Origin of the sequence: Kitasatospora sp. NPDC091257 (assembly GCF_044757675.1) — a bacterium.
GTDB lineage: Bacteria > Actinomycetota > Actinomycetes > Streptomycetales > Streptomycetaceae > Kitasatospora > Kitasatospora lactacystinica.
Genome location: NZ_JBIVVI010000409.1, coordinates 1 through 6,885 on the forward strand (window position 1 = coordinate 1; position 6,885 = coordinate 6,885).

The 6,885-nt window shown below is 74.6% G+C and carries 4 protein-coding genes; 3 read left to right on the forward strand and 1 reads right to left on the reverse strand.

Going from position 1 to position 6,885, the window contains the following annotated elements; translation table 11 throughout:
• The 3 genes from ACIQOV_RS19905 to ACIQOV_RS19915 all read left to right on the forward strand — a co-directional run.
• Positions 1-2,018 (forward strand): transglycosylase domain-containing protein (locus ACIQOV_RS19905; RefSeq protein WP_401050135.1); only part of this gene is annotated, 2,018 nt, incomplete at its 5' end.
• A 198-nt stretch (positions 2,019-2,216) separates the two neighbouring features.
• A complete protein-coding gene (locus ACIQOV_RS19910; protein ID WP_401050137.1) occupies positions 2,217-2,411 on the forward strand; it encodes a ribosomal protein L7/L12 in 195 nt (64 codons plus the stop codon).
• Between the two features lie 212 nt (positions 2,412-2,623).
• Positions 2,624-5,659, forward strand: a complete 3,036-nt coding sequence (locus ACIQOV_RS19915) for an ATP-binding protein (RefSeq protein ID WP_401050139.1) — start codon at positions 2,624-2,626, stop codon at positions 5,657-5,659.
• Between the two features lie 320 nt (positions 5,660-5,979).
• Here the strand turns inward: ACIQOV_RS19915 and ACIQOV_RS19920 are convergent.
• Positions 5,980-6,885: alpha/beta hydrolase family protein (locus ACIQOV_RS19920; protein ID WP_401050141.1), on the reverse strand; the 906-nt coding region annotated here is incomplete at its 5' end.

Here is a 6,885-nt window from a genome sequence, read left to right on the forward strand (position 1 = left end):
CCCCGAGCCGGTCAACGGACCCGTGCCGGTCCCCGGACCCGGGCGCCTCCCCGCGTTCGCCCCTGCGCCGGTTCCTGCGGATCGACTACCCGCGCCGCGGACGGCGCGGAGTCCGCCGCTGGCTCCCCTCCTGGCGGCAGCAAATGCTGGTGGCCGGGACCGGGGCGGCGGCGCTGACGGGCTGCCTGGCCTGGTTCTACACGAACACCGCCGTCCCGGCGGACCTCAACTCCTTCGCCACCCAGCAGAACAACGTCTACTACTGGGCGGACGGCACCGAGATGGCGCGGATCGGCCCGACCAACCGGCAGGAGGTGCCGCTCGCCCAGGTGCCGGAGCCGGTGCAGTGGGCGGTGCTGGCCGCCGAGAACGAGACCTTCTACACCGACCCCGGCATCTCCGTGACCGGCATCGGCCGTGCCGTCGTCCAGATGGTCACCGGCGGCGACACCCAGGGCGGCTCCACCATCACCCAGCAGTACGTCAAGAACATCTACCTGAACCAGCGTCAGGACATGTCCCGCAAACTCAGCGAGATCGCCATCGCGATCAAGCTGGACGACCGGATGAGCAAGCAGGACATCCTGGCCGGCTACCTGAACACCAGCTGGTTCGGGCGCGGCAGTTACGGCATCGAGCGCGCCGCGGCCGCCTACTACGGCAAGGACGTCTCCCAACTCGACCCGAGCGAAGGCGCCTTTCTGGCCGCCCTGTTGAAGGGCGCCGGGCAGTACGACCCGGCGATCAGCGCGGCGAACCGGGAACGGGCCGAGGAGCGCTGGTCCTGGATCCTGGACCGGATGGTGGAGGTGGGCAAGCTGTCCGCCGCCGAGCGCGCCCGGTACACGGTGTTCCCCGAGCCCAAGCCGCAGCCGAAGTCGGCGGGGCTGAGCGGCCAGATCGGGTACCTGGTGGACACGGCCCGCGCCTACGTGGAGAGCCACAGCGACATCACCCCGGCCCAGTTCGACCTCGGCGGCTACCAGATCCGCACCACCTTCGAGAAGCCGAAGGTCGACGCCCTGGTCGCCGCCGTCCAGCAGGGCACCGCGGGGATCGACCCGGACAACCGCGAGTCCGACAAGCTCCTGAAGGTCGGCGCCGCGTCGCTGGCCCCGGACGGCCGGGTCGTCGCGCTCTACGGCGGCCCCGACTACCTGAAGCAGGGCTTCAACAACGCCAACACCACGACGGTGCCGATCGGTTCGGCCTTCACCCCGGTGGTGTACGCCGCCGGGCTCGGCGAGGGAGTGCAGCGCCGGCGCGGCGGCGACCGCACCCCGGTCGCGCCCACCACCACCTACAACGGCGACGACGGGGTGAACGTGATGACCCCGGAAGGGCCGTACTGGGGACGGGACGGGAAGATCGTCAAGACCGCCAACGACGGCAAGCGGAACTGGGGCAGCGTCACCCTGCGGAACGCGGTCGAACAGTCCGTCAACGGGCCGCTGATGCAGCTCGGCATGGACGTCGGCCTGGACAAGGTGCAGAAGACCGCCACCGACCTCGGCCTGCTCCCCAACAGCCTCGGTGAACTCGTACCGGCCCTCGGCGTCGGCAACTCCACCCCCAGTGCCCTGCGCACCGCCGACGCGTACGCCGCCTTCGCGGCCGGCGGCTCCCACACCGACCCGTACTCGGTGCTCAGGATCTCCCGCAACGGCGTCCAGCTCCCCCTGCGCCTGCCCGCCGTCACCCAGGCACTCACCCCGGCGGTCGCGGGCGAGGTGGACGCGGCACTCAAGGGCTCCGTCCGCGACGGGGCCGCCAAGCCGGCGGCGGAGGCCGGCCCGAACCTGGCCGCCAAACCCGGCACCACCGCGGACCGCACGGCGGGCTGGTTCGTCGGCTACAACGGGCAGCTGTCGACGGCGGTCACCGTGTTCCGCGCGGACCTGAAGGACATGAAGCTCCTCTCCCTCGAAGGCCTGGGCGGCGCCACCCCGGACACCTCCGACGCCACCGTGCCGGCCCGGATCTGGACCGCCTACATGAAGACGGCCACCGGGCAGTAGGCCGGGCCGCCGCGGGGACCGTGCTGTACGGTCCCCGCAGCCGACGTCCGGTCGGGCCGGCCCGCGGACCGGGCGAATTCCGGTCGACCGGGCGTCGCGGCAGTGTCCATTCTCCGGACAACGGCTGGGGGCGGGGGAGCGGTGGCGGCGGACGGGTACGTCGAGTTGGTCTGTGACGGGGGGCCCATCCGCGTCGTGGTGACCGATGCGGGGCCGCGCGTGCTGGAGGTCGCGAAGGCCGTCAGGCGTCGGACCGGGCTCAGCCTGTGGCACGGCAAGGCCCTGCTCGGTCGGCTGCCCGCGGTTGTCCTCGACGACGTGACGTCGGACCTCGCCGAGGCCGTGGCGGCCGAGCTGGGAGCCGCCGGAGCGACCGTCGAGGTGCGGTACTGACGAGGTGCGGTACTGACGAGCTGCGGTACTGACGAGCTGCGGTACTGACGAGCTGCGGTACCGCCGAGGTGCGGTACCGCCGAGGTGCGGTGCCGGGCGGCGGACCGCAGGGCCGGTGGCCGCTGTTGATCAGTGCCCGGACTAGTGTCAGGGTCGTGCCGAGGTCGGTGGGCGCCACCCGATCGGGCGGCGGGGCGGGCCTCGGTGCGGTCGTGAGCATTGAGGGACTGAAGCGGATGAAGATGACGTTCGGGCTGCTGGGGCCCCTGACGGTCGATGTGGACGCCGTGCCGCAGGCGCTGCCGCGGGCCACCGTGCTGCGGGGGCTGCTGGGGGCCCTGTTGCTCGCGGAGGGGGAACGGCTGCCCGTGGGGCGGCTGCTGGACCTCGTGTGGGCGGAGCAGTCGGACCGGGTCGGCCGGGGCGCGGTGCACACCGGGATGTCGCGGCTGCGCACCTGGCTCGGGCGGTTCGGGGACGAGGCGGTGGCGCTGGAGTCCGACGGGCAGGGCTACCGGCTGGTGACCGGGCCGGACGCGGTGGACCTCGGACGGTTCCGCAGGCTCGCCGCCGACGGGGACCCGGCCGGGGCGATCGGCCTGCGGCGCGGCCCGGTGCTGGCCGGGCTGGAACGGGTGAACCGCGAGGACCCGCTGGTCACGACCGTGGAGCACGAAGTGCGTGCCACCGCCCTGGCGCTGGCCCGGGCCGCGACGGCCGCCGGAGCGTCCCGGACCGCCGTCCCCGCCCTGACGGCGCTCGCCGAGGAGTACCCGTTCGACGAGCCCCTGCAGGCCGCCCTGCTGGAGCTGCTGGCGGCGGACGGCCGGGCGGCCGAGGCGCTGCGCCGCTTCCAGGCACTGCGCCGGCGGCTGTCCGAGGAGCTCGGGATCGAGCCGGGCGAGCAGGTGCGGAACGTCTTCCTGGCGCTGCTGGCGCAGGACCGGGAGGGCGCCCGGCCGGACCCCGGGCCCGCCCGCGTGCCATCCCAACTCCCCCGGGACGTCCCGGACTTCACCGGACGCGACGAGCAGGTGAGGATCGTGCTGGACGCCCTGGCGGCCGGCCGGGTGCCGGTGATCGCGGGCATGGGCGGCATCGGCAAGACCGCGCTGGCCGTCCACACCGCCCACCTCGCCGCCGTCGACTACCCGGACGGCAGGCTCTACGCGGACCTGCGCGGGGCCGACGAGACGCCCGCCGACCCGGCCGGCGTCCTGGCCGCCTTCCTGCGCGCCCTCGGCGCCGACCCCCGGGAGGTCCCGGCCTCCCTGGAGGAGCGTTCCGCGCTGTACCGCACCCTGCTCGCAGGCCGCCGCACGCTCGTCCTCCTCGACAACGCCGCGGGGGAGCAGCAGATCGTCCCGCTGCTCCCGGGCACACCGGCGGCTGCGGACGGCCGGCCGGGCGACGGGTCCGGCAACCGGCCCGGTGCCCGACCGGCCGTCCTCGTCACCAGCCGCGCCGCGCTCACCGCCCTGCCCGGCTCCCGGCTCGTCGACCTCCACGAACTCGACGCCCCCCACGCCCGGACGCTGCTGCGCCGCATCCTCGGGGACGAGCGGGTCGCCGCCGAACCGGTGGCCGCCGCCCAGATCGTCGAGCTGTGCGGCGGCATGCCGCTGGCGGTCCGCATCGCCGGGGCCCGCCTCGCCGCCCGGCCGCGCCGGACCCTGGCCCGGCTCGCCCACCTGCTGCGCGACGAACGGCGACGGCTCGACGAGCTGGCCGCGGGGAACCTGGCCGTACGGGCGGGCTTCGCCGTCGGCTACGCCCGGCTGTCGGAGCCGACCCGCCGCACGTTCCGGCTGCTCGGACTGCTCGACGCGCCCGACTTCGCGCCGTGGGCCGCGGCGGCGATGGCCGGCATCCCGCCGGAGCAGGCCGAGCGGCAGCTGGAGGAGCTGATCGACGCCCAACTCCTGCAGGAGACCGGCACGGAGCCGCATCTGCGCTACCGCTTCCACGACCTCGTCCGGCTGTACGCGCGCGAGCACGCCGAGGCCGCGGACGAACCGGCCGCGCGTACCGCCGCGCTCGAACGGGCCTTCGGCGCCTGGCTCTGGCTGGCCGAGCAGGCGGCCGACCAGGTGCCCGGGCCGTGCTTCGCGCCGATCCACGGCACCGCACCCCGCCACCCGATGCCGTCCGGTGTCGCGGCGGCACTGCTGGACGACCCGATGGCCTGGTTCGACGCCGAGCAGCCGGCCCTGAACGCGAGCGCCCGGCAGGCCGCCGCGCTGCGCATGGTGCCGGTGGCGTGGGACCTCGCCGCCTGCCAGGAGAAGTACTGCGACGTGCGGGGCCTGTACGACGACTGGCGCACCACCCACCTGACGGTCCTCCAGGCCTGCCGGACCGCCGACGACGCCCTGGGCACGGCCGTGCTCACCCGCGGCCTGATCGAGGTGACGACCTGGACCACCCCGGCCGACGGCTCCGGGACGACCGTCGACCTGAAGGACGGCACCGAGACGATGGTCGCGCTGGAGGCCCGCGCCCGGCACCTGCAGGGGTTGTTCGAGCAGGTCGGGGAGGAACGCGGGACCGCCGACGCCCTCGTCCTGACGGCCTGGAGCCTGGTGGCCCAGGGCCGCGAACAGGAGGCCCTGGAGGCCGGCCACCGCGCCCTGGACCTCGCCACCGCCCACGACCACCCGGGCGGCGAGGCCCGGGCGCACCAGATCATCGCCATCGCCCACGGGGAGACGGACCTCGACCGCACGATCGAGCACCTCACCGAGACGCTGCGGCTGGCCCGGCTGATCGGCAACACCCGCTTCGAGGCGACCGCCATCCAGTTCCTCGGAGCCGCCCACGGCCGGGCCGGCCAGGTGGAGCGGGCCGGCGAGCTGCTCCTCCACTCGCTCGCCATGGCCCGCTGCCTCAAGGACCGCTACGTGGAGGCGTTCTCGCTGCTCTACCTGGCCATGCTGTACGCGGCCACCGGCGACGGGCGCGCCCGGGAGACGGCGGAGGCCGCACTGGCCATCGCCCGCCGGTTCGACCTGGGGCACCACCTCGCCCAGGCCCTCGGCATCCTGGGGGAACTGGACCTGGCGGCGGGGGACCACGCCTCGGCGGTCGCGCATCTGGAGGAGTCGGTGCTGGTGTGGCGGGCCCGCGGCTGGCGCTCCTTCCTGGCGGAGGCGCTGCGCGCGCTCGGCCGGGCGTACCAGGCGGCCGGGCTGCCGGAGTCGGCCGCGCGGGTGCTGGAGGAGGCGCGGGAGCTGAGCGACATCCGGTAGGCGGCGCGGGGTGGCGCGTGGTGGCGATGGCGAGCGGCCGGGGATCGGTAAGCGATCGGTAAGGCCCGGCTGCCTACGATCGATCTCCACGCACAGGACAGACGCACCCGTATCCGGCCGCAGGCCTGGTCGACGCGCCCGTCCCGTACGCGCCGCACGGGCGGCCGGTCGGGTTCGCGCAGGGGACGGACCCGGCCGGAGGCGCATCCGCGGGGGTGTCCCGCGGGCGTGGTCGGGTCGGTCGGTCGGTCGGTCGGTTGGTCGGCGCGGGGCGGGGCGGGCCGGGTCGGCGTGGAGTGGTCGGCCGGTGGGCGCGCCCGTCAGCTCGCGGGCCCGGCTGCCCGCGCCAGGGTGGTGTCCAGCCAGTCGAAGACCGTCTGGTGGAAGCGGAACATGGCGCCCATGTGGCAGTGTGCGCCCGCGCCCTCGGCCTCGGTCAGGGTGACGAGCGTGTGGGGGCAGGTCAGCGCGGCCTGGACCCGCTGGGGCTGGCCGCGGAAGAACTGGTCGTTCTCGGCGTCCAGGACGAGGGTGGGGCAGTCGATGAGCTGGGCGACGCCGTCGAGGGTGTAGTCGGCGGTGCGGCGGATGTAGTCCGCCACCGATGCGGCGCCGAACGTCCACACCCCGTTGCGCAGGGCCCAGCGCAACTGGGTGCTCGCCTGCATGAGCAGAGCCATGACCGGCTCCACGAGGTCGTCCCGGCCGGCCTCGATCCACTCGCGCAGGAACGGCGGCATGAACCGGTCGTGGGCCTCCCCGAAGCTGTACAGGCCGTCGTCCAGCACCAGGGCGGCCGGGCGGTGTTCGTGGGCGGCGGCGCGTGCGGCCAGGTAGCCGCCGAGGCTGTAGCCGAACAGGACCAGCCCGTCGGCGGCGATCTCGGGGCGGGTCAGCGCGTAGTCGACCACCGGGGTCACCACGGCCTCCCAGTCCGGGCGGAAGGCGAGCCGCTGCTCGCGCAGCGCCGCGCCCTGGCCCGGACCGTCGTAGGCGAGGACGTTGTAGCCGCGGCGCAGCGCGGCCGCGGCGACGGCGAAGTACGCCTCCTCCAGCGTGGAGTCGAAGCCGCTGGTGAACAGGACGGTGGGGCGCCGGGCGCCGGAGTCGTCGACGAGGAACAGGTAGCCGGGCAGGCTGGTGTCCGAGTGCTCGACGACGGCATCCTGACGTCGATGACCCCGGCCCGCCTGGCGACGGTGTGGCGCCCCAAGGCCGAAGCCGCC